At 68.8% G+C, this 1,056-nt stretch carries 1 protein-coding gene; it reads right to left on the bottom strand.

Features of this window, described 5'->3' with window-relative positions; genetic code table 11:
- Positions 1 to 267: 267 nt before the first annotated feature.
- A partial coding sequence (locus tag ACWDA7_RS53210) for an SDR family NAD(P)-dependent oxidoreductase (RefSeq protein WP_450615475.1) occupies positions 268 to 1,056 on the bottom strand: 789 nt, incomplete at its 5' end.

Below are 1,056 nucleotides of genomic sequence, written 5' to 3'. Positions count from 1 at the left end.
TGGGTGGTCAGTGCCACGGCCACGGCCATGAGTTCGGTGTACTTGGGAGTGATGGCCTTGTTGCTGCCGCGCAGGACCTGCGTGTCCCAGGCCATGAACGACTTGAAGGCATCGGGGGCGCCGGCGCGTATGTGCTTGGCGTACTGGTGGTCGGTGTGCTCGTGGTAGGACACGATGCGCTCCTGTGATGTCGGCCGACGGGGTGCGGGACGTGGTGGCGTCCCATGGTCGGGTGGGTGTGTGGGGGAGTGGGCGGGTGACGGGCGGTCAGTAGAGGTTGCGTCCGGCCCTGACGCCGCCGTCGACGTCCCAGGTGGCGCCGGTGACCCAGTCGGCCTGGTCGGACAGGAGGAAGGCCACGGTGGGGGCGACGTCGTCGGGGGTTCCGACGCGACCGAGGGGGTGGAAGCTGTTGAACCCGTCGAGCGTGGAGTCGATTTCGTCCTTGGGGATGAACGCCTCGTAGATGGGGGTGCGGACCACGGCCGGGGCCACGGTGTTGACCCGGATGCCGTACGGGGCCAGTTCCATGGCCAGGTGCTGGGTGAGGGAGTGCAGGCCGGCCTTGGCCACGGAGTACGCCGAGGACGGGGTCGCGGCCATGGCCTGGTGGGCGAGCATGCCGCCGATGTTGACGATGGCTCCCTTGTTGCCGCGGGCGATCATGTTGGCGGCGACGGTCTGGGTCACGAAGTAGAAGGCTCGGGTGATGGCCTGGTAGCGGTCGTAGTCGTCCTGGGTGTGGTCCAGGAAGGACTTGGGTTCGAAGACGCCGGCGGCGTTGACGAGCAGGGTGGCGTCGGCGTGCTGCTCGGTGAGCTCCTCGCGCAGGCGATCCACCGCGGCGCGGTCGAACAGGTCGGCGGCCAGCCCGACGGCGTTGCCGAATTCGGCCAGCTCGGCCACGGCCTGGGCGGCGCTGGTCTGGCTCCGGCCGGTGACGACGGCACTGCCACCGCCCTGAAGGACACGGCGGGCGGAAGCCAGCCCCATACCGCTGGTACCGCCGATGACGATGACCTTCTGCCCGGTGAAGTCGAGAGTGTTGCTGGACAT

The organism is Streptomyces sp. NPDC001156 (assembly GCF_053598275.1).
Note: the sequence above shows the minus strand (reverse complement) of the source record. Positions and strands in the feature narration are given on the sequence as shown.